Source organism: Superficieibacter sp. HKU1, from assembly GCF_029319185.1.
Classification (GTDB): Bacteria; Pseudomonadota; Gammaproteobacteria; order Enterobacterales; family Enterobacteriaceae; genus Superficieibacter.
The window spans coordinates 2,192,786-2,214,223 of the sequence record NZ_CP119754.1; the positions used below are offsets into that span (position 1 = coordinate 2,192,786).

The window sequence follows — 21,438 nt, forward strand, 5'->3', positions numbered from 1 at the left end:
CAGGAACATGAAATCCAGATGTTCCTGAGAGAATGCAATGTGCATTATCATTACAAGAAAGGCTAATTTAAGGGATAAACAGGCAAAAAGATAGGCTATTAATAACTTTATCATTTTTGCTGTTTATGAGTTTGTTTCTAATGAAGGTTTAAGCCAGGATGGCAGGAGTGGAAACGCGGTAGCTACAGCCCCTTGCGGGGCTGCTCATCTCAATGCGGGACTTCAGAGACGTTCTTAACTTCAGATTTGTTAATCTGTTGCTTCACGCCGTTAGCGTCTTTATAGCCCAACAGCCCGGTTTCAGATTCCTGCGGTTTACCATCGCTAATAATGGTCCGACCATCATTGGTATGAATGGCATAGCTTGTACGCGTGCAACCAGAAAGCGCTGCGGCAGCCAGCAGAACACTAAGGGGTATAATTAACGCTTTTTTCATGTTTATCCTCGCTACTCTGTTGTTTTGTCAGAACTAAAGTATAGCAGCGAGATAATAGTTTGCAGGGCAACTACAAAAATTAGCAGGATCTCAGACTACTGACAGAGTGGGGCGCCCCCTTGTTTCACGCACGGTTTGCCATCAAGCTCAGGATCTGCGTTTACATTTGGTTTTTTATCCCGGGCAACAGGGGATCGATAAGCGCGGGCTGATGGGTCACCACGGCAGTCGGTACCTGACGCTGAAGCAATTCTGCTATGTCACTGGCTGGTACAGGGCGCGCCAGTAAAAATCCCTGTAAATAGTCACAGCCAAGGCTGGATAATAAATGCTTTTGCTCCACCGTTTCGATGCCCTGTGCCACCACGCTCATATGCATGGAGTGTGCAACCTCGATAATGTTAGACACAATGGCCATATTTTTGCCGTTATAGCGGATATCTTTGATTAGACTCCGGTTAATTTTCAAGTGCTGGACGGGTAAATCTTTTAACAGCATGACATTGGCATAACCCGTTCCAAAATTATCAATCGCCAGCGTTAGTCCTGAACGCATAAATGCCATCAACGTCCTCAGACTGCGCTCGGGATTAGTCAGCGCAATGGACTCAACAATTTTGAGCGTCAGCCGGGCGGGAGCGACCGAATATTTTTCTAACATCGAGCAGACCAGCGTATGAATCTCTTCCTGCTCAAACTGGCTGGCAGAAAGCGTAATGGACAACGTCAGTTCGTCATGGCCTTCCTCGCTCCATGCATTAAGTTGACGGCAGGCTTCTTCAATTACCCATTGTCCAACGGGCAGGATCTGGCCGTTTTTTTCCAGCGCGGGAAGAAATGCATCCGGCATCACAATGCCATTGACCGGATGACGCCAGCGCAATAGCGCTTCGAAGCCATACAGTGCTTCAGTTCCGTTGCTGTAGATCGGCTGGTACCATAATTCGAACTGCTGTAACGCCAGCGCCTGGGTGATGTCCTGCTCAAGCGTAAGCGCGGTATTACCTTGCTGCATGGTGCGCGCATTATACATTGCCCAGTTATTGTGGCCCTCACGCCTGGCGCTATTTATCGCCGTGGCAGCATTCATTTTAAGTTGATGCGAATTCTCACCGTCGCGCGGGAACATCGCCACGCCGGCGCTAAGCGAGAGATTGAGTAACTGCCCGGCTTCATAAACCGGGCGGCGTACTGCATCAAGGATCCCCGCGATAAGATCGGTCGCTTCACCTTCGCTGGTATCAGGCACCAGCAGCATAAACTCGTCATCTCCCAGCCGCGCCAGCAGCATTTTTGGTCTTAAGCGAGCGCTGATACGGTTGGCGACCGCCATTAATAGCCGGTCACCCGCAGCATGGCCCAGCGTATCGTTAATACGTTTAAAACCATCAAGATCCATTACCATTACGGCGAACGTGGCGCGAACGTCCCGGGCGCTGAGCAGGCATTCTTCAAGACGCACATCCATCTGGATACGGTTTGCCAGCCCGGTGAGCGCATCGTAGCGTGATTGCCGTTCCAGTTGCAGGTTCAACTGTTCAAGATCTTCCGTCAGACGGGTAGTGCGCACCTGAGAATCGATAATGGAAAATATGAGCATACATCCTAACAGCAGCAGCGTTGTGGCCGTTACCCACAGGGAAAGACCGTGCTCACTTAATCCGTCCGCAAGACCAGCACCATGGCCGCCAAAGGTTGCCGCACCCATGCCGATATAATGGACGGCGGCGACGGCGAGGCCCATCACTATTGCCGCGAGAATACGATGCGAAAGCCTGTTTTTATGCCGTTGCCGCAGGCTAAATGTCAGCCACAGGGCAATACCGCAGGCAGCAAACGCGACGAGCACTGACAGGGCAATCAGCGGCTTACTCCACACAATTGACCCGTGAAATCGTAGCGCAGACATCCCGGTATAATGCATGGTGACCACGCCGCCGCTGAGAATGCCCGTCGCCAAAATCCATCGTTTGGGCGCGAGCGCGCTGGAGGAAACCGCAATAGTAATCGCGGCGATAGCACTGCCAATAGCCACCAGCAGCGAAATTAAGGTGAGCGAGAAGTCGTAGCGCATCGGCATCGTCATCCTCATGGATAACATGCCGATAAAATGCATTGACCAGATCCCAAGGCCCAGCGTCGCACCGGCGGAAAATCGCCAGAAGAAATCCGTTTTACGTTGTGAAACGGTAATTTTCGCGGCGCAATCAAGCGCCACAAAGGAAGCCATGAAAGCAACAATAAAAGAGACCCCGATCAACATCGGATCCCATGAGACGAGGACCATCATACCGTCCAGAATAAAATAAGATAAGTCTAATTTAGCAGTTAAATCGCGTTTTGCGTTACTCATTTGCCCGTCAGGAAAAAATATATTTTCCTTTACACAGGGCGGTCTTAGCCCATCCTGGACGCCAGTTTAAGGCGAAGATGATTTTAGTGGAGTTTGCCAGTTCGTTAGCAGGTTAATTAATTCATCACACAACATACCTTTTAAAATTATTTCGCTGGCTGCCGTAGCGCTTATTTATAAAAGCCGCTCTATTCAGTTATTTGCCAGACGTCACTTAAGTAAAACCAATTATCCTTTCGCTTACAGTTGCTTAACGTCGGCATATGGCTAGACTAACCACAAGAATGATGAATAACGGAGGCGCTGTGGACGTCTTAAAGGGATCGGATGTTAATGTGCCTGATGCGGTATTCGCCTGGCAACTGGATGGTAAAGGTGGGGTAACGCCCCTGCAAAATGGCGATCGTATTGATGGACATCATCCGTGCTGGCTCCATTTGAACTACACCCACCCTGATAGCGCGCAATGGCTTTCAACCACGCCACTGTTGCCCAATAACGTGCGTGATGCGCTGGCAGGGGAAAGCCTGCGCCCACGCGTCAGCCGTCTGGGGGAGGGAACGCTTATTACGCTGCGCTGCATTAATGGCAGTACCGACGAGCGCCCCGATCAACTGGTGGCGATGCGGGTCTATATGGATGAGCGGCTGATTGTCTCAACGCGTCAGCGTAAAGTGCTGGCGCTGGATGATGTGGTGAGCGACCTCCAGGAAGGCACCGGCCCCACCGATTGTGGCGGGTGGCTGGTTGATGTCTGTGATGCCCTGACCGATCATGCCAGTGAGTTTATTGAAGAGCTGCATGACCGGATTATCGATCTTGAAGACAATTTGCTCGATCAGGAGATCCCCCCGCGAGGGTTTCTGGCGCTGCTGCGTAAACAGCTTATTGTGATGCGCCGTTATATGGCACCTCAGCGCGATGTTTTTGCCCGTCTGTCCAGTGAGCGTCTGCCGTGGATGAATGACGATCAGCGGCAACGAATGAAGGATATTGCGGACCGCCTGGGACGCGGGCTGGATGAAATTGACGCCTGCATTTCACGCACGGCGGTGATGACCGATGAAATCACCCAGATCACCCAGGAATCACTGTCGCGGCGAACCTATACCATGTCGCTGATGGCAATGGTGTTTTTGCCAAGCACCTTCCTGACCGGCCTGTTTGGCGTCAACTTGGGAGGCATTCCTGGCGGCAACTGGCATTATGGTTTTGCGGCCTTTTGTATCATGTTAGTTATCTTAATTGGTGGCGTTACATGGTGGTTACATCGTAGTAAATGGCTGTAAAAATTAACTTTTTTAACATAAATTGAACATAAAAACGGCTGTTTTATTGCGCGAAGTCAAAAAAGCATCTACCCATTAGGTGCAATATAACTCCCGCAGGTGAATGCAACGTCAAGCGATGGGCGTTGCGCTCCATATTGTCTTACTTCCTTTTTTGAATTACTGCATAGCACAATTGATTCGTACGACGCCGGCTTAGATTAGTCGGCTTTTTTTTTGCCTCCTGCACCACAGCATCTACCTTTAAAGAGGTGTTCCGTAACTGAGGAGTTAAAAATGTCGAGTCTCTCGCTACTTTTTCTTATCCCGTCTGCGCAATCCGATCCAGTGCCCGTCGATCCGGTCCCCGTTCCCGATCCCATTCCGCGTCCACAACCTATGCCGGACCCGCCGCCGGATGAAGTACCGATTAAATTGTCGCATCACAGCCGCAGATCTGCGAGGATACGCGCCTGCTGATTGCTCCCTTTTTAATGAGATGAGATTGTGACCGCTTTTTCAACGCTGAATGTTTTGCCTGCCGCCCAGCTCGGGAACCTTGACGAGCTGGGGTATCTTTCGATGACGCCTGTCCAGGCCGCGGCATTGCCCGCTATTCTGGCAGGCAAGGATGTCCGGGTGCAGGCAAAAACTGGCAGCGGTAAAACGGCTGCGTTTGGCCTCGGCCTGCTACAGCACATCGACGCCACACGTTTTGAAACACAGTCGCTGGTGCTGTGCCCGACGCGTGAACTGGCGGATCAGGTCGCCAGTGAACTGCGGCGTCTGGCGCGCTTTCTGCCCAATATCAAAATCCTGACGCTGTGCGGTGGTCAACCCTTCGGTGCGCAACGGGATTCCCTGCAACATGCGCCGCATATTATCGTCGCCACGCCGGGCCGCTTGTTGGATCACCTGCAAAAAAACACCGTTTCACTGGACGCACTGCAGACGCTGGTGCTGGATGAAGCGGACAGAATGCTGGATATGGGGTTTAGCGAGGCGATTGATGAAGTCATTCGTTTTGCCCCGGCATCCCGGCAGACGCTATTATTTTCCGCTACCTGGCCTGCGGCCATTGCCGCCATCAGCGGCCGGGTACAACGCGATCCGCTGGCGATAGAAATTGACAGCGTCGATGCGCTGCCTGCCGTAGAGCAGCAGTTTTATGAAGTTTCACGCGGCGCTAAAATTCCGCTGCTGCAAAAATTGCTGAGTCAACATCGTCCCGCTTCCTGCGTTGTGTTTTGTAATACCAAAAAAGATTGTCAGGCGGTCTGCGACACGCTGAACGACGCCGGACAGAGCACGCTGGCGCTGCATGGTGACCTCGAACAGCGCGACCGCGATCAGACGCTGGTTCGCTTTGCCAACGGCAGCGCTCGCGTCCTGGTGGCAACCGACGTTGCCGCGCGCGGGCTGGATATTAAATCGCTGGAACTGGTCATCAACTACGAACTGGCATGGGATCCGGAAGTGCATGTGCATCGTATAGGCCGTACCGCACGCGCCGGCAACAGCGGTCTGGCCATCAGCCTCTGTGCCCCTGAAGAAGCACAGCGAGCCAATATTCTTGCAGAGATGTTGCAACTTAAACTTAACTGGCTGAGCGCCCCGACGGGCATCAGTATCGCTCCGTTAGAAGCCGACATGGTCACGCTGTGCATTGACGGCGGCAAAAAAGCCAAAATGCGGGCAGGGGACGTACTGGGCGCGCTGACTGGCGACATGGGACTGACGGGGGCGGACATCGGCAAAATTGATGTGCATCCGGCGCATGTCTATGTCGCCGTTCGCCAGAACGTGTCGCGTCAGGCGTGGAAGCAATTACAGAATGGGAAAATCAAAGGGAAATCGGTCCGCGTTCGTTTATTGAAATAAACCGTTTTCTGCGGCTCAGGCATTTTCATGCCTGAGCACGCCTTAATCACTTCACTTCGACCACGTTTAAGCGCAACTCATCACGCAATGCGTCTTCTTCTTCCGGCTGCCATCCCGCCGGTTGCAGTGGAATATCCTCGCGATCAAACGCCAGATCGCCGCCGTCAACCACTTCAGCACCGTGCTGAATACCTTTGAAATCAAACAGACTGGTATCGCTCAGGTGCGAAGGTACAACGTTCTGCATGGCGCTGAACATGGTTTCAATCCGCCCCGGATAGCGCTTATCCCAGTCACGCAGCATATCGCCAATGATCTGCCGTTGCAGGTTAGGCTGCGAACCGCACAGGTTACACGGAATAATAGGGAAGTCTTTAGCCTCAGAGAAACGGATAATATCTTTCTCGCGGCAGTAAGCCAGCGGGCGGATCACAATATGCTTGCCATCATCGCTCATCAGCTTCGGCGGCATGCCTTTCATCTTGCCGCCATAAAACATGTTGAGAAACAGCGTCTGTAAAATGTCATCGCGATGATGACCCAGCGCGATTTTAGTCGCCCCAAGCTCGGTCGCCGTGCGGTACAGAATGCCGCGACGCAGACGCGAGCACAGTGAGCAAGTGGTTTTGCCCTCAGGGATTTTCTCTTTCACAATCCCGTAAGTATTTTCCTCAACAATTTTATACTCGACGCCCAGTTGCTCCAGGTACGCCGGCAGAATATGTTCCGGAAAGCCCGGCTGCTTCTGGTCGAGGTTAACCGCAACCAGCGAAAAGTTGATCGGCGCGCTTTGCTGAAGATTGCGTAAGATCTCAAGCATGGTATAGCTGTCTTTACCCCCGGACAGGCAGACCATAATCCGGTCGCCTTCTTCAATCATATTGAAATCAGCGATGGCTTCGCCCACGTTGCGGCGCAGACGTTTCTGGAGCTTGTTGAGGTTGTACTGTTCTTTCTTACTTACGTCTTGATTCTGACTCATTGACTCGCTACTCAAGTATGGAAGGCGCAACCGGCTGGTAGCACGGCTATCTATGGCGTGTATGGTACGGATTACGGCGGCGAATGCCAGCACGTTTTACCGTAGCGTTCTACCGGTACCCAATACTGTTACGGAGAAGAGTTGCGTAAGGGCTTGGTCTGGTTTGAGCGAAATATAGACTTTCATACCCTGAAAGTTACGCTATTAGGCGATTCAGGGTATGCACTTGCTGGTTACGAATATTGAGCGAGAATCATGCGATGATCACCGCTTTTCTTTCGAGCCAGTAAGTGCTCCACGTTCGTTAACGAATACTCAGGGCATGCAGACAAACTGCTGACTATATTTCTTTCTAAGAACGTGGAATGCATACCAATCCCCGATAAAAAGGAGTTGGTGATGACTGCGATAAATCAATTTGCTGCTCATGTTGGCCTCGACTGGGCGGATAAAAAGCACGATGTCTGTGTTCAGTTTAACAATGGTGAACGAGTCTTCCACGTCATTGAACATACGCCAGAAGCACTTGATACTTGGCTGAAAGCGTTGCACAAAAAAGTGAAAGGCAGGATCGCCGTCGCCATTGAACTTAAAAAAGGCCCAGTGGTTTTCGCGCTACAAAAATACCCGTTTATCACTGTTTTTCCTGTTCACGCGTTATCACTTGCTCGCTACAGGCAGACCTTTTGGCCCAGTGGGGCAAAAGACGATCTGCAGGATGCAGAACTGGCGCTGGAACTGATGCTACGTTATCCCAAAAAGATCAAAGCCATTGAACCCCACAATGCGGATATTCGATTACTTCAACAGCTGGTTGAACAGCGTCGACAACTCATTGAAGACAAACGTCATTTTGTGAACAGGTTAATCAACACTCAAACAATATTATCCTCAACTTCTGGCATGGTTCTCACATCGGGGTAGCTTACTACTGGGTGAACTGATTATAAGATGGCCCAGTCTGCAACAACTGAAACGCGCCAGACGCGACACGATCCGCAACTTTCTTAATGCCAAAGGTGGCCGTGCAACAGCCCTTACCGAGCAACGTGTTGCGAGTATCGATAATGCTATCCCGCTGACGACTGACCCGAGTGTTATAGAGGCTAATGCCTTGATGGCAACAGCACTGGCGACACAAATCAAAGTCGTGAGTGAAATCATCAAAACCTATGACGAACGAATCGAAACGTTGTTTGACACATTGCCAGATGCAGGTCTGTTCATATCGCTTCCAGGCATGGGCCCGTGTATGGGCCCGCGGATGCTTGCAGCACTGGGTGATAACCGTGACCGGTTTAACAGCGCAGAAGAAATTCAAAACTACGCAGGTATAGCACCGGTAACAGAGCGAAGTGGCCAGAAATCCTGGGTTCACTGGCGATGGCAATGTGCCAAATTTGTTAGACAGACCTTTGTTGAATGGGCTGCCAAGACGGTCAACTCATCATACTGGGCCAGGCTGTATTATCACGGACAGCGAGAAAAAGGAAAATCTCATCAGTCAGCAATCCGGGCTCTGGCATTCAAATGGATAAGGATCATTTACCGCTGCTGGAAGACCAGAACCCGGTACGACGAAGCGAAATACTTGCTGGCACTGGAAGCGCGAAAGTCGCCCTTACTGAAGCCATAAAAAGCTTGTCGAATGTCTCAGGGCGTGAAGCGGACATTTACTGATAACGACTGAACTTTCATCACATTAAACATAACATCCCGGTTACGAATCAAAACCTTGAGTACAATAACGCCGATCAGCAAGCACACGTTAAAGCAACCGCCTGGTCTGCCGATATTTATTTTTTCACTGGAAAACAAGGAAGAAAAATGAGTTGGTTAGATTTGAAATGGTTTTTAGAGGATACTTACGGTTCTGTATCAGATGCCGTTAGTGATGGTATAGGTGCCGTAACTGACTTCATTGGTGAGAACCCCAAAACCTCGATAGCAATTGGTGTCATTGCAGGTATAGCCACCGCAGGTGTAGCTGCGCCAGCGATAGGGGCAACAGGCGCACTCGGTGCTACTGCAGGAGGCACTGTAATAGCCGGACTTGAAGGCGCAGCTTTATCAAGTGCATCTCTTGCTGCGTTAGGCGGAGGCTCTCTCGCAGCTGGAGGAGCTGGCATGGCTGGCGGGACTTGTGTAGTGGCAGCTGGAGGCGGTGTACTTGCGGGTAGAGTATCTGCAGGCTGCGTTGTAACTACAAAGAAACTTAAAAGCTAATCTGTAATCTGACGGCAACTCAAAACACCTTATATTTTGGGCTGCTACTAAAACAGCTCTATTTACTATAGCATCTCACACATGCCATCCATAAGCAGTTCTGCTCTATAGTATTACCTACAGAATTTCACTAATTAAATAGGACTCAGAAATGACAACAGTGCATCTTTTCGCCGCCACATGTTTTCTTGCAGTTATTCCACTTGTTTTCAATCTTATAGATGCGTTTCGCGTAAAAGAAACCGGCTTATTCAGAATTGCATCGATAGTCTGCAATGGTTTGATTGGTTTATTCTCCATCTATCTTTTTGTTGTTGGCCTAAATTAGAAGCCTATTTAACATAACAGTACTTGCCCGCACCGCGAAAACGGTTTCAGGGCGATCCTGACGCAAGCGGGTCGTTTTCGGCACCTTTTCCTGTCCATATCGTGAAATACGCGCCTGAGGATTTCGGCGCGTCTGCATGGCTATGCAGTGAAATCTGTCCTCCAAGGATTAGTGTATGCAGAGGTTAGAAACATCCGCTTCTGGCACAAACCGTGTATACAGGCAATGTGATGTACCAGACCGGGTTGCTCACGCTATATTTATCGCAGCATCGTCACACAAACCAGTCTTCCAGTATGCCCGCCGCCAGGACGCTCAAAAACGGTTAAGGCATAATGGAAACGCTGGCGGATAATCCTGCCACCAGTTCAATTCCTTCCGGTATCTTATCTAACTGGATACGTACAGGTACGCGCTGCGCAAGACGCACCCAACTGAAGGTGGGATTGACATTCGGCAGCCCAAGTCCGCCCGTCTCGTCATTGCTGTCATCGATTCCCCGGCCAATACTCTCCACATGCCCCGTAATAAGCGGGTCGAACCCTGTCAGGGAAATTTGTGCGGTGCTCCCGATACGAATATGACGCAGTTTGGTCTCTTCAAAATAGCCCACCACCCAGAAACTGTGTGCATCGACAATGGCGACCTTTGTTTCACCCATTGTGGCGTAGTCGCCCGGGCGAAGCCGAAGATGCGTGACGTAACCGGTAACCGGTGCGCGCACGGTAGCATGAGATAAATTAAGCTGCGCCAGTTCCAGTGCAGCCAGCGCCCCCTGATAATTGGCCGCCGCGACGAGTGCTGCGCTGCCTGTTTGCTGGATGTCTTCGCCGGAAATGACTCCTTTTATGAGCGCACGCCGCCTGGCCGCATCCTGGCGCATCACCATCTCATGACGCTTTGCCTCAACGTCGGCCTGCGCGCTGAGCACGGCCAGCTTCAGCCAGCGCGGGTCTATAGCATAAAGCTCATCGCCACGGTTAACCCACTGATTATCCCGGACGGCCACGCTGCTTACCGGGCCGGAAACATCCGGCGCAATCTGCACGACATCTGCGCGAACCCGTCCATCGCGCGTCCAGGGCGTCTGCGCATACTGTTTCCAGAAAATAAACGCCACGAAAGCAGCTACCGCCACTGCGATTAACGTCAGCGCATAACGACCAGCTAAAGAGAGCAAAGATTTCATGCGAATAACCCCAGTATGGTCAGGCCCTGCAAGAGCAGGAAATAGGTCACGATATAAGTTGAGACATCAATCAACGGGCGTAAGGGCAAACGGCGGTAAAGCCTGCTGACAGAGAAAAGCGGCACGAGTAAAAGCGTACAGACCAGGGCAATGAGCGCGGTCACTAGCAGGCCGGGGATAAAAACTCCCCCGATATTGATGTCATTGATCATGAGTTGGCTCCTTGTTCTGCGCCCGTAACGCGCAATGCAGATCAACCAACCTGTCGACAAACTGGCATGATTGTTCATCCGTCGCAGGCAGGCAGAGATCCACCATGGTGACAATGCGCTCTCGTAAGGCTTCGGTCTCCGTTGTGCGGGTAAGACCATAAAGTACCTCGTCGATACCGTTGCCGGGGAGCGTTCCGCAACGGCGCAGGCGCATCACACAGAGGCCAATGCGCAAAAAGTGCAGCAGATGTTCAAGCGCCCGCGCGGATGACCGTCCGCTGCGCGGCAAGCGTGGCAGCAGCAGAGCGGCCCGGTCGATCATCAGATTGGTCCAGTGCGTTTCATCGCCTTTGAACACGCCGTTCTCGCTGCGGCGGATATCTCGCTGGCAAAGTTTCAGCAGTCGGTTTATCGCCGCGTCAGCCTGTACGGTTTGCAGGAGACTCATGCCGATAACCGCAAAGCCGGTCGCAAAAAACAGAGCGATGGCGGTGTTGGCCGCCGCGGCGAAGTCGCCGCTGTAGTGCGCGCCCAGCTCGCAGAGAACGGGCAGCGTCAGGGTGATCCCCATCGCCATAAAGGTGGTGGGGGGCCGCGCCTGCAACGATCCGGCAAGCAGATAAACCGGGGCAAGCACCGCCACCAGTACGGGGAAATCGCTGAGCGGAGGAAGCAGGGCGAAGCTATAGATAAGGCTTATCAATACGCCCCAGACAGAGCCGATAATGTATTTCACAATGTGCGGTGCCGGCGTGTCAAAACTGCCAAACAACGTACAGCAAACCCCAAGAATCGACACCGCCGTACCCCCATCGGGCCAGGCAGAGTAAATCCAGAGCAGGCAACCGCTCAGAATGATGACAAAAGCGCCCAGCGCGATCCGGGCTGCACTAAGGGGATCGCGATGGAAAACATATCCTTTCGCCGCATGATGTTCCGCCTGCACTGGCGCGGATTTTGCGCGATGGATGACATCCGAGAGGCGTTCACACTGTTGCAGGAGAGTCATCGCCTCAGCAATGTAGCGTAAGAAATTTACCCGCAGCGCATCATCAAACGTCAGCGCCTGCGCAGAGAGCCGCTGCGCTAACTTCTCGCTGCGTTGTTGTAACGTATCTGCTGTGGTTTTGCGTTTCCCGGTATCGTCGCAGGTTAGCCAGGCCTGAACGTCATCCTGTAACGCCTGCATCCCGGCGGGCATCCCGGCGATTGTCTGCAAACGATCGCGTAATTCGCCGTTAACAATGACCAACCGCGCCAGCCTGTCGTGGAGCGCTTTCCTGGCCTGGCGGACCGGAACCGAAAGGGCAAAATCATACGGGATATGGTGGCTGATACCCTGCAGAAACTGGAGCGCCAGCGCCAGATGCAGAGGATCTGACTGCGCATCGGACTTTCCTGCCAGGGTGTCGGCAATCCGCTGACGCACGGCGTGCAGCGTCTGGGCTAATTTGCTGTTGAACAGCACGGATATCCGGACAGGTAAAATGTAGCGGTGAATTAACGCGGCGCAGACGATACCGATCGCGATCTCCTGTACCCGAATGATGGCGATGTTAAACACCGTGCCGGGATCGGCGACGGCGGGAAAACCAATCAGGCTTGCGGTATAACCAGCCAGCACAAAGGCATAGGCGCGGGGCGTGCGTTCAAGCAGGGATAACCAGAGGCAAAAAGTGATCCAGCCTGCCAGAATCACGCTGCATAAAATCGGCGTATTCACAAACGTGGGCACAATCAACACCGTGGCCGCCGCGCCAGCCACGGTACCCGCCAGGCGATATAGGCTTCTGCTCAAGGATGCGCCTGACGAGGTTTGCGAAACGATGTAGACGGTGATAATGGCCCATGAGGGCCGTTCAAGGCCAATCGCCAGGGCAATATAATATGCGAGCATCGCGGCGGCAAAACTCCTGGCGGAATAGAGCAGGGCATGGGCGTCGCTCAGCAGCGCGGGAGAGCCTGTGCAGCCTGACCACCGGCTTATCGCGTGCATAATACGGCTGTGATGGAACGTGAACTTATTCATGCCGGGAATTATTCCCGCTTTGCACATGTCCTTAAATACTTTATTCTGCCAAAAAATACCTGAATGTTGCCAATAAGATGCCGTCCAGACTCGCTCATACGCTGTTTGATCCCGATAGCGTGCCGTGTCCTGCCGTCGCGCGAAATATTGATTTCGTTGATTATGCGGCAGAAGTCCCGGTTCATACTCACTGCAAAGGGCAACTGATCGTTGCGCTGTATGGGGCAGTGATTTGCCGCGCGGAAAACGATATCTGGATAGTGCCGCCAGACTGCGCGGTGTGGATCCCCGGCGGCATCCCCCATAGCGCCAAAGCGACCTGGAATGCGCATCTCAACTATTTGTTTATTGAACCCGGCGCCGCCGCGCTGCCTGAGAAATGCTGTACGCTGGCGATTTCGCCGCTGCTTAAAGCGTTAGTTGATCGCTTAGCGGGCGAGGGCGTTGATTATGCAGCGGAGAGCCATGTCGGCAGGCTGATCAGGGTGACGCTCGATGAACTGGCCATTATGCCTCAGCAGAAATTGAGTCTGCCGGTTTCGGCACACCCTAAGATCCGCGCCATGGCAGATGCGCTGGTCAGCCACCCGGAAGATCGCAGCACGTTTAAAGTCTGGGCGAAACGGCTGGCGCTCAGCGAGCGTTCATTAGCACGCCTGATGCTGCGGGAAACCGGGCTGACCTTCGGGCGATGGCGTCAGCAGCTGTATTTGATCATTGCGCTCCGGGAGCTGGCAAGCGGCATATCGGTGCAAAACGTCGCGGCTAATCTGGGATATGAGTCGGTAAACGCGTTTATCACCATGTTCAGAAAAACGATGGGGAGCACGCCCGCGCACTATTTTGCCGATCGAAGACCGGCAGATCCCTGAGCGGCACACAAGCTGGATACCGTACCAACCGGATCAATGACGTGTATGGTGCGGATTACGGCAGCGAATGCCTGCGTCAGGCGGATGAGAAAATCAGGCGCGGAAGGGAGCCACGCAGGAAGGAAATATCGCCAGAAACTTATCCGCGAAGGTGAGCGTTCCGGACAAGGGAGCGGGCAGCGTTCAGACATTCCTGGTATCCCTGACGGAAATAATGCAGATACTCGTCAGAGCCAAATTCAGTGAAAAATTCCATCATTGTATTTTTATCAAGCTGATACTGACGGGTCAACAAGCCCGCCTGCCATGCGGCCAGCACTTTTTCTCCGCACTGTTCCCGAAGCTGGTGGCAATATCCCAGAATGTAGCCGCGCTTATAATCATCATTAAACGCGCTGAAATCGGCCACCTTACGCGGATGCTGCCCTTTAAGGCCCTCGACGATCCCTGTTCCAAAATAGTTAGTCACTGGAAACCTCATCATTCGTTATATAAATCATTATATAACGATAGGGAAAAATGTCTCTACCTAAAAATAAGTAAATCAGGGGGCAGGCGGCCCGCAGCAGGCGCGCGGGCCGGGAAGTTTACCGGACAACCAGTACCGAACATGTTGCGTGACGTACCACCGCAGCCGCGTTCGAGCCGAGCAGGTATGTTGAAATATCAGGACGATGTGAGGCGAGGATGATCAAATCAGCATGGAGCGTTTTCGCCAGCTCAAGAATTTTGTCTTTTGGCGAGCCTTCCGCAATATGCGTCTGTTTGCGGTCATCAGGGATTTGAAACCGGGCGGCAATTTCCTCAAGCTTACGGATGGCTTCACGCTGTAAATCATCCATTGAGGGAAGCTGTCCCGATTGCGCAAGCCCCAGCGAAGCATAGTAGGGAAAGGAGGGAACGACGGTTAAAAAATGCACCTGCGCATCATCAATACGCGCCTGAGATTCGACGTGGGAGACGATACGCTGGGTTAAATCGCTGTCAGATACATCAATGGGGACAAGAATTGTTCTGTTCATAACAATCTCCTCGTTAAGTACCTGCTTAAAGTTTAGTCAATCCTCTGCCTCTGCAACGGTAAAGTTATGTCTTTAGTGACGTCCGTTACGTTTTTTTTCCGGATATTTGCCCTTAATCACACCGTCATAAAAACGACCCTTTGACACCACGACAAGAAAATTACGGAAAATGCGTTCAGGTACACCCTGATATTGAATAACATCGTTATTACGGAAAGCGATTTCCAGCGTGGAGGACGTTTCGTCCCAGGCAATAGAAGTGATTCTGGATGATTTGACGGGATGATGTTCCATGATGCGCACCTCTACAACCGAATATTGATGATTGATATCATCCATCACCCGGAGACGATCGCGCAACTGATTACTTATGGTAATAGAAATATTGCTGACAGAGAGAAGCCGCCCGCTGAAAACAGCGGGCGATAAAGATTAGAACTGGTAAACCATGCCCAGTGCCACTACGTCATCGGTATTGATGTCGTTTTTAGCATAGAAATTGTCATCGTTGTCCAGCAGGTTGATTTTGTAATCAACGTAGGTAGAGAAGTTTTTGTTGAAGTAATAGGTAGCGCCAACGTCCGCGTATTTCACCAGGTCTTTGCTGGTGTCTGCGTTGCCGTTAAGATCCTGGCCTTTAGACATCAGGAAAGAAACGGCCGGACGCAGACCGAAGTCGAACTGATACTGGGCAGTGACTTCAAAGTTGTGCGTTTCGTTTGCAACGCCCGCATTACCGTAAGGCGTCATGTTACGGGTTTCAGAGTACATGCTTGCCAGGTAGATATTGTTGGCATCATATTTCAGACCCACGGTCCAGGCATCAGCCTCGTCACCGCCTGCAACTTTACCGCCAGCATTAACCTGATCGTTGGTGCGATCGGAGGTGGTGTATGCCGCACCAAAGCTTGCGCCCATGCCTAAATCATAGGTGGTGGAGATACCGAAGCCGTCACCGTTTTCGTTACGCATGTCGCGGCCGTTATTGGTGCCTTCCTGATTGTTGCTGCTGGATTCGTTATTCCCCTGGTATTGCAGGGCAAAGTTCAGACCGTCTACCAGACCGAAGAAATCGTTGTTACGGTAGGTGGCAACGCCATTCGCGCGGCCGGTCATGAAGTTGTCAGCCTGGGTGTAAGAGTCGCCGCCGAACTCTGGCAGCATGTCGGTCCAGCCTTCAATATCGTACAGCACGCCATAGTTACGACCGTAATCGAAAGAGCCGTACTGGCCGAATTTCAGGCCGGCAAAGCCCAGACGGGTCCAGGCGTTAGAGCCGTCGCTTTCGGTGGTGTTAGCCTGAACGTTATATTCCCATTGACCGTAACCGGTCAGCTGGTCGTTAATCTGCGTTTCGCCTTTGAAGCCAAAACGAACATAAGTCTGATCGCCATCAGCGTTATGGTTATCAGAAAAATAATGCAGACCGTCTACCTTGCCGTAAACGTCTACTTTATTGCCGTCTTTATTATAAACTTCTGCGGCATTAGCTGCGCCTGCAATTAATAACGCAGGGATCATGAGGGCCAGTACTTTTCTTTTCATTAAAGTAATCCTTTAGTTGTTTTTTTTTGCGCTTACTTCCTTTGAAGGAAGCGAAGACATGCTAAAGGAGACTATTCTTATATGGTAAATATCATTTGTTACCTGATAAGTAAAATCTTAAGGATATATATCGAGAATTACAGTGATAATTTTGGTGAATGATTAGTTGCGAAGTATACAAAATAAAAATTATACACCGCCATTGCAGTTCCGTATTATAGCGGCGTTATATGCCTTTATTGTCACTGCTTTATTAACCAGTTCACCTGTTCGTCAGGTAAACGGTACTTATGACAAGCCCGAATGTGAATTCGGGCTTTTTTTTATGTTAGTGGCGAGGGAATACTGACATTATTCGCTGGAGGTTTTTTCCGCTTTTCCTGCCAGTTGTGCGAGAAAATCATAGCGCTTCTGCAAATCGGCTGCGGCGTCTTTCCAGAGCTGTTCTGCCACCTCAGGCTGCTGAGCATTAAGGCGACGGAAGCGTTGCTCATTAAGCAGCGTTTCTGCCAGCGCGTCTGACGGCGGACGTGAGTCCAGCGCCAGCGGGATCTTACCTTCCTCTGCACGACGTGGATCGAAGCGGAAAAGCGGCCAGAACCCGGTGGTAGTGAGCTGGCGCATCTGATCGTGGCTGAGCGCCAGATCGTAACCGTGTTCTTCACACGGGCTGTAGGCGATGATCAACGAAGGCCCCGGATACGCTTCTGCTTCCTGAATCGCTTTCACCGTCTGGTTAAGCTGTGCGCCAAGCGAAATTTGCGCCACGTAAACATGACCGTACATCATCATGCTGACGCCGAGATCTTTACGTGCCTTACGCTTACCGTGCTCGCCAAATTTGGTGACGGCGCCAAGCGGGGTGGCTTTCGAAGCCTGGCCACCGGTGTTGGAATAACACTGGGTATCCAGCACCAGAATATTGACGTTTTCCGTCAGGCTCATCACGTGGTCAAGCCCGCCAAAGCCAATATCATAAGCCCAGCCGTCACCGCCAATCAGCCAGATGGATTTCTCCACCAGCGCGTCGGCATCGGTTAACAGTTGTTCTGCGCCGTCGACACCGGTCAGATGTTGACGCAGTTCAGCGATCTGCTCACGGCGAACCTCCGGCGTGGCATCCGCGTGTAACGCCGCATTCAGTTCAGACGGCAGTTGCCCGGCAAAGGTATCCAGCAAGCGCATCACGCGCTGACGATGCTGATCGACGGACAATCTGAAGCCCAGGCCAAACTCGGCGTTATCTTCAAACAGCGAGTTCGCCCATGCAGGACCGCGACCGTTGGCATCGGTGGTATACGGCGTTGAGGGCAGGTTACCGCCATAAATAGACGAGCAGCCGGTAGCGTTGGCGATCATCATCCGATCGCCGTAAAGCTGGGTCAGCAGCTTGATATAGGGCGTTTCACCACAGCCGGAACAGGCTCCGGAGTATTCAAACAGCGGGGTAATCAGCTGCGAAGTACGAATGTCGATACGTTCCAGTTTGCTGCGGTCAATTTCCGGCAGTGCAAGGAAATAGTCATAATTCACTTTTTCCTCTTCCACGTGCTCAAGGCGCGACATCATGTTGATGGCCTTGATCTCAGGATCCTGGCGATCTTTAGCCGGGCACACTTCCACGCACAGGTTACAGCCGGTGCAATCTTCCGGCGCGACCTGAAGAACATATTTCTGTCCGCGCATATCGCGGGATTTTACATCCAGCGACTGCAGGGCATCAGGCGCGTGTTCCATCGCCTCGGGTGAAACCACTTTCGCACGAATCGCCGAGTGCGGGCAGGCGGCGACGCAGTGGTTACACTGGGTGCAGATTTCAGGTTTCCAGATGGGGATCTCTTCGGCAATATTGCGCTTTTCCCACCGGGTGGTGCCCACCGGCCAGGTGCCGTCTGGCGGCAGGGCGGAGACGGGGAGCGCATCGCCCAGGCCCGCCAGCATCGCGGCGGTGACCGTTTTGACGAAATCCGGCGCGGCGTCCGACACAATAGGCGGACGGCTGGCGCTATTGACGTCAACCTCCTGCACCGTGACTTCAGCGAGCGACTCGCGGGACATCGCCAGCGCCTGCCAGTTGCGTTCCACCAGCTCCTGACCTTTGCTGCTGTAGCTTTTGGCAATCGCGCCCTGTAGCGCGTTCAGCGCAGTATCGCCCGGCAGAATATTGGTCAGATGGAAGAAGGCCATTTGCATCACGGTGTTGATACGCGCGCCGAGACCACATTCACGGGCAATCTTCGCCGCGTTCACCACCCAAAAGCGGGCATTCTTCTGTTTTAATACCGCCTGTACTTCCTGCGGCAGCCGCGACCAGACCTCGTCCGCTGCATAAGGCGTGTTCAGCAGGAAAATGCCGCCGGGTTTTAAGCGCTCAGCCATCTGATATTTGTCAATAAACTGCAACTGGTGGCAGCCGACAAAATCGGCATGTGAAATCAGATAGGCCGAGCGAATAGGGTGCTCACTGACGCGCAGATGGGAAACGGTCAGACCCCCGGCTTTTTTCGAGTCATAGACGAAATAGCCCTGCGCGTACCACGGCGTCGCGTTACCGATGATCTTGATGTTGTTTTTTGTGGCGGAAACGCTACCGTCACTGCCCAGCCCGTAAAACAGAGCTTCGAGTTTGGCTTCTGCGGGGAGCGTATTCTCCGGCAGCGCTAAAGACAGGTTGGTCACATCATCATAAATGCCGACCGTGAAGCGCGGCTTCGGTTTTGCCGCGCTAAGTTCGTTAAACACTGCCAGCACGCAGTCCGGGCCAAATTCTTTTGACGAAAGACCGTAGCGGCCACCGATAACGCGCGGTAACGTCTCACGCTCGCCGCCGTTAAACGCTTCGGCCAGCGCGGTCATCACATCCAGATACAGCGGTTCGGCATGCGCACCGGGTTCTTTGGTGCGATCCAGAACGGCGATGCTGCGCGCGCTTTCTGGCAGGGCGCGCAGCAGATGCGCGGCGGAGAAGGGACGGTAGAGGCGCACTTTCAGCACGCCTACTTTTTCGCCGCGCGTCAGCAACGCATCGACCACTTCCTCGCAGGTGCCGATAGCCGAGCCCATCAGCACCACCACGCGTTCTGCCTGCGGATGACCGTAGTATTCGAACGGCTGGTACTGTCGCCCGGTGGCGCTGGCGAAATCATTCATCGCCTCTTCGACGCGATCGTACACCGCGTTATACCAGGGGTTGGTCGCCTCGCGCGACTGGAAATAAGTATCCGGATTGGCGGATGTCCCGCGGATCACCGGATGCTCCGGATTCAGCGCCCGCGCGCGATGGGCATCAATTTCCGCCTGCGGTAAAAGCTGGCGGATGGTCTCATCGGCCAGCGGCACGATTTTATTAATTTCGTGCGAGGTGCGGAAACCATCGAAAAAATGAATAAACGGCACGCGGGATTTTAGCGTGGCGATGTGGGAAATGAGCGCAAAGTCCTGCGCCTCCTGTACATTTGCCGCGCAGAGCATCGCACAGCCGGTCTGGCGTACCGCCATCACGTCAGAGTGATCGCCGAAAATAGACAGTGCGTGTGTCGCCACCGTGCGCGCTGCCACGTGCAGAACAAACGGTGTCAGCTGACCCGCGAGTTTATACAGCGTCGGGATCATTAACAGCAAGCCCTGCGATGAGGTAAAGGAGGTAGACAGCGCCCCGGTTTGCAGCGCGCCGTGAACCGCGGCAATCGCTCCCGCTTCAGATTGCATCTCCACCACGCGCGGTACATCGCCCCACACGTTTTTTAAGCCGTTTCCCGCCCATGCATCGGCCTGCTCAGCCATTGTTGAACTGGGGGTAATCGGATAAATGGCGATAACTTCACTGGTGCGGAACGCCACCGAGGCGGCTGCACCATTACCGTCAATTGTGATCATATGACCTCATACATTGCTCAAAAGGGGGAACGCGTAAAACGCCGACGAATCCCGAAATTATTTCCTTAGTTTAGCAAAGGCTAAAGGGCACCATTTTCGCTTTTGTGTCCATGGCATCGCTTTCATCCGGGATGACATGGCTTTCAGCAGGAAAAATTGGCAGAAAATGTTTCATCGTCCGGAAATGCGCGTTTCATCTCTCGACGAACCGCGTCAGGGTGCCTATGATGCTGGGGCGACGTTTGCGATGAATGCAGGGCGGCGCTTTGTTTTGGCCTAACGACAGGGGAGAAAAGATGCGAGCAGCTTTTTTAATCGGATTTGCCGCGATGGTACTTACGGCGTGCAGTAGCAATGAGCCTGTTCAGCAGGCAACGGCGGCGCACGTTGCACCAGGCATGAAAGCGGCGATGTCCAGTTCAGGCCAGGCAAATTGCGCCATGATTGGCGGTTCGCTTTCCGTTGCTCGCCAGCTTGACGGCTCCAGTTCAGGGATGTGCGCTTTGCCCAATGGCAAACGCTGCACCGAGCAGTCGCTTGCCAGCGGCACCTGCGGCAGCTATTAACTTGCTGAGCTGACGCGTTTAAAGGTCAGCGTTTGATCGGCTGTCGCCAGCGTTAACTGGTCACCGGTTAAATCCACTTGTGCTCCGGCGCTAAGCATCGCACTTAGCGTGTGATCCAGCGTGTTCAGCTGCGGATCGCTGCACATCATGCGCGTCATCGCCAGTTCTTTTACCGTCAGCTCACCGGCGGACATTTTGCCTGCGCCGGTGAATCGGTTACACATTGAGCCTGAAATCTGCACTCTTTCCAGGGCTGTGGTTTTTTCACCGAATGCCAGTTCCAGCGGTTTGTCGCTGGCGTTAACTGGCTCACCGTTTGCGGTTTCCAGCACAAAACGCTGCTGTTGTAATTTTTCTGCTGTCACCGAGGTGTCTTTATCGGTAACGCAGCCTGCCAGCATTAGCGCGCAAAGCAGCGCAATACTCTTCTTCATGGTTCTGTACCTGCATCTTTCTGTAACGTATATCACTGCTATTGTAGGGAGATTACGCGCGAGGTCTTCGGGGTTATTCTGAAAGTGCCCGCCCGCAGGGGAGCACTGCGGTTGATGAAAAACCAGTTTAGCTATTTAAGCGCCGTTTTGCCGGGTGGCGGCTTCGCCTTACCCGGCCTACGCATGTGAGCCTGTGCAAGCGCAGCGCCGCCAGGCAT

At 52.8% G+C, this 21,438-nt stretch carries 18 protein-coding genes and 2 pseudogenes; 7 read left to right on the top strand and 13 right to left on the bottom strand.

Translation table 11 applies throughout. The annotated features are described in order from the left end of the window. Positions 1 to 209 precede the first annotated feature (209 nt). Positions 210 to 437: a YgdI/YgdR family lipoprotein gene (locus P0H77_RS10460; protein ID WP_103676478.1), complete on the bottom strand. Its 228-nt coding sequence runs from the start codon at positions 435 to 437 to the stop codon at positions 210 to 212. A gap of 160 nt (positions 438 to 597) precedes the next feature. After that, positions 598 to 2,727, bottom strand: a complete 2,130-nt coding sequence (locus P0H77_RS10465; RefSeq protein ID WP_276164826.1) for an EAL domain-containing protein — start codon at positions 2,725 to 2,727, stop codon at positions 598 to 600. A gap of 368 nt (positions 2,728 to 3,095) precedes the next feature. On the opposite strand from P0H77_RS10465, the gene zntB reads away from it, so the two are divergent. The 3 genes from zntB (at position 3,096) to dbpA (ending at position 5,939) form a co-directional block, all read left to right on the top strand. Next, positions 3,096 to 4,079, top strand: coding sequence for a zinc transporter ZntB (gene zntB, locus P0H77_RS10470; protein ID WP_276164827.1), 984 nt, complete (start codon positions 3,096 to 3,098; stop codon positions 4,077 to 4,079). A 303-nt stretch (positions 4,080 to 4,382) separates the two neighbouring features. Next, positions 4,383 to 4,538, top strand: coding sequence for a hypothetical protein (locus tag P0H77_RS10475; RefSeq protein ID WP_346429450.1), 156 nt, complete (start codon positions 4,383 to 4,385; stop codon positions 4,536 to 4,538). Between the two features lie 27 nt (positions 4,539 to 4,565). After that, the gene (gene dbpA, locus P0H77_RS10480) at positions 4,566 to 5,939 is read left to right on the top strand and encodes an ATP-dependent RNA helicase DbpA (protein ID WP_276164828.1); all 1,374 of its coding nucleotides are present in this window, start codon (positions 4,566 to 4,568) and stop codon (positions 5,937 to 5,939) included. Positions 5,940 to 5,985: 46 nt separating this feature from the next. Here the strand turns inward: dbpA and ttcA are convergent, their stop codons facing one another. Next, positions 5,986 to 6,921 (bottom strand): tRNA 2-thiocytidine(32) synthetase TtcA, encoded by a 936-nt coding sequence (gene ttcA, locus P0H77_RS10485; RefSeq protein WP_276164829.1) that lies wholly within the window; start codon positions 6,919 to 6,921, stop codon positions 5,986 to 5,988. Positions 6,922 to 6,973: 52 nt separating this feature from the next. Continuing rightward, positions 6,974 to 7,072: pseudogene (locus P0H77_RS10490) on the bottom strand (hypothetical protein); the annotation flags it as partial. Positions 7,073 to 7,320: 248 nt separating this feature from the next. On the opposite strand from P0H77_RS10490, the pseudogene P0H77_RS10495 reads away from it, so the two are divergent. Together P0H77_RS10495 and P0H77_RS10500 are read left to right on the top strand one after the other, a co-directional pair. Continuing rightward, positions 7,321 to 8,557: pseudogene (locus P0H77_RS10495) on the top strand (IS110 family transposase). A gap of 191 nt (positions 8,558 to 8,748) precedes the next feature. Continuing rightward, the gene (locus P0H77_RS10500; RefSeq protein WP_276164830.1) at positions 8,749 to 9,147 is read left to right on the top strand and encodes a hypothetical protein; all 399 of its coding nucleotides are present in this window, start codon (positions 8,749 to 8,751) and stop codon (positions 9,145 to 9,147) included. Positions 9,148 to 9,800: 653 nt separating this feature from the next. On the opposite strand, the gene P0H77_RS10505 is transcribed toward P0H77_RS10500, so the two are convergent. From P0H77_RS10505 to P0H77_RS10515, 3 genes are read right to left on the bottom strand one after another with little or no spacing between them, the layout of a single operon-like run. Continuing rightward, a complete protein-coding gene (locus P0H77_RS10505) occupies positions 9,801 to 10,664 on the bottom strand; it encodes an HlyD family secretion protein (protein WP_276164831.1) in 864 nt (287 codons plus the stop codon). Next, positions 10,661 to 10,876: a DUF1656 domain-containing protein gene (locus P0H77_RS10510; protein ID WP_276164832.1), complete on the bottom strand. Its 216-nt coding sequence runs from the start codon at positions 10,874 to 10,876 to the stop codon at positions 10,661 to 10,663. Before P0H77_RS10510 ends, P0H77_RS10505 begins: the two co-directional genes overlap by 4 nt. Next, positions 10,866 to 12,905, bottom strand: a complete 2,040-nt coding sequence (locus tag P0H77_RS10515; RefSeq protein ID WP_276164833.1) for an FUSC family protein — start codon at positions 12,903 to 12,905, stop codon at positions 10,866 to 10,868. The genes P0H77_RS10510 and P0H77_RS10515 overlap by 11 nt, the downstream gene beginning before the upstream one ends. A 77-nt stretch (positions 12,906 to 12,982) precedes the next feature. Here P0H77_RS10515 and P0H77_RS10520 point away from each other — a divergent pair, with 77 nt between their 5' ends. Beyond that, positions 12,983 to 13,777, top strand: coding sequence for a helix-turn-helix transcriptional regulator (locus P0H77_RS10520; protein WP_276164834.1), 795 nt, complete (start codon positions 12,983 to 12,985; stop codon positions 13,775 to 13,777). A gap of 139 nt (positions 13,778 to 13,916) precedes the next feature. On the opposite strand, the gene P0H77_RS10525 is transcribed toward P0H77_RS10520, so the two are convergent. The 5 genes from P0H77_RS10525 to nifJ all read right to left on the bottom strand — a co-directional run bounded on the left by P0H77_RS10525 (position 13,917) and on the right by nifJ (position 20,220). Then, the gene (locus P0H77_RS10525) at positions 13,917 to 14,246 is read right to left on the bottom strand and encodes a DUF2623 family protein (RefSeq protein WP_276164835.1); all 330 of its coding nucleotides are present in this window, start codon (positions 14,244 to 14,246) and stop codon (positions 13,917 to 13,919) included. 118 nt (positions 14,247 to 14,364) lie between these two features. Next, on the bottom strand, positions 14,365 to 14,799 hold the full coding sequence (gene uspF / locus P0H77_RS10530) for a universal stress protein UspF (RefSeq protein ID WP_276164836.1): 435 nt from the start codon (positions 14,797 to 14,799) through the stop codon (positions 14,365 to 14,367). Between the two features lie 72 nt (positions 14,800 to 14,871). Continuing rightward, positions 14,872 to 15,093 carry a KTSC domain-containing protein gene (locus P0H77_RS10535; RefSeq protein ID WP_276165099.1) on the bottom strand — a complete coding sequence of 74 codons (222 nt, stop codon included), beginning with the start codon at positions 15,091 to 15,093 and terminating at the stop codon, positions 14,872 to 14,874. A 138-nt stretch (positions 15,094 to 15,231) separates the two neighbouring features. Continuing rightward, entirely contained in the window at positions 15,232 to 16,344 is a 1,113-nt protein-coding gene (gene ompC, locus P0H77_RS10540) for a porin OmpC (protein WP_276164837.1), read from the bottom strand. A gap of 351 nt (positions 16,345 to 16,695) precedes the next feature. Next, on the bottom strand, positions 16,696 to 20,220 hold the full coding sequence (gene nifJ, locus P0H77_RS10545; protein ID WP_276164838.1) for a pyruvate:ferredoxin (flavodoxin) oxidoreductase: 3,525 nt from the start codon (positions 20,218 to 20,220) through the stop codon (positions 16,696 to 16,698). Between the two features lie 296 nt (positions 20,221 to 20,516). Here nifJ and P0H77_RS10550 point away from each other — a divergent pair, with 296 nt between their 5' ends. Further along, a complete protein-coding gene (locus P0H77_RS10550; protein ID WP_276164839.1) occupies positions 20,517 to 20,786 on the top strand; it encodes a DUF333 domain-containing protein in 270 nt (89 codons plus the stop codon). Here P0H77_RS10550 and hslJ read toward each other — a convergent pair. Next, positions 20,783 to 21,220 (bottom strand): heat shock protein HslJ, encoded by a 438-nt coding sequence (hslJ, locus tag P0H77_RS10555; protein WP_276164840.1) that lies wholly within the window; start codon positions 21,218 to 21,220, stop codon positions 20,783 to 20,785. The two genes, P0H77_RS10550 and hslJ, sit on opposite strands and share 4 nt — an antisense overlap. Between the last annotated feature and the right edge of the window lie 218 nt (positions 21,221 to 21,438).